The sequence below is a fragment of the Flavobacterium zhairuonense genome, assembly GCF_004352915.1.
Lineage (GTDB): Bacteria > Bacteroidota > Bacteroidia > Flavobacteriales > Flavobacteriaceae > Flavobacterium > Flavobacterium zhairuonense.
This window is the reverse complement of the sequence record NZ_SJSY01000033.1, coordinates 1-780: the sequence shown is the minus strand read 5'-3', so window position 1 is coordinate 780 and position 780 is coordinate 1. Positions and strand designations below refer to the sequence as shown.

The 780-nt window shown below is 45.0% G+C and carries 1 protein-coding gene; it reads right to left on the bottom strand.

Features of this window, described 5'->3' with window-relative positions:
• Positions 1–780 (bottom strand): HYR-like domain-containing protein (locus tag EYY60_RS00060; RefSeq protein ID WP_317128841.1); only part of this gene is annotated, 780 nt, incomplete at both ends.

The window sequence follows — 780 nt, the reverse complement described above, 5'->3', positions numbered from 1 at the left end:
GCTCACTTTTGTATAGGTTACAGTTCCACCACAATTGTCTGTGGCAACAGGAGCCTGATTTTGTGCGGCTGTCAATCCTGCCACATCGCTGCATTGCAAAGTAACATCTAAAGTGCCTGCTTGGGTTGTCCAAGTTGGCGCAGTAGTATCCTGAATGGTGATTACCTGTGTGAAAACTGTTGAAGTGTTATTGCAGACATCTTTAGCAGTCCAAGTGTTGGTGTAAGTTCCAGAATTGGCACAAGTTCCAGCTGCGAAAGTTCCGCTCACTTTTGTATAGGTTACAGTTCCACCACAATTGTCTGTGGCAACAGGAGCCTGATTTTGTGCAGCAGTCAATCCTGCCGCATCGCTGCATTGCAAAGTAACATCTAAAATGCCTGCTTGGGTATTCCAAGTAGGAGCTGTTGTGTCTTGGATTGTAATTATCTGTGTGAAAACTGTTGAAGTATTATTGCAGACATCTTTAGCAGTCCAAGTGTTGGTGTAAGTTCCAGAATTGGCACAAGTCCCAGCTGCGAAAGTTCCGCTCACTTTTGTATAGGTTACAGTTCCACCACAATTGTCTGTGGCAACAGGAGCCTGATTTTGTGCAGCAGTCAATCCTGCCGCATCGCTACATTGCAAAGTAACATCTAAAGTGCCTGCTTGGGTTGTCCAAGTTGGCGCAGTAGTATCCTGAATGGTGATTACCTGTGTGAAAACTGTTGAAGTGTTATTGCAGACATCTTTAGCAGTCCAAGTGTTGGTGTAAGTTCCAGAATTGGCACAAGTTCCAGC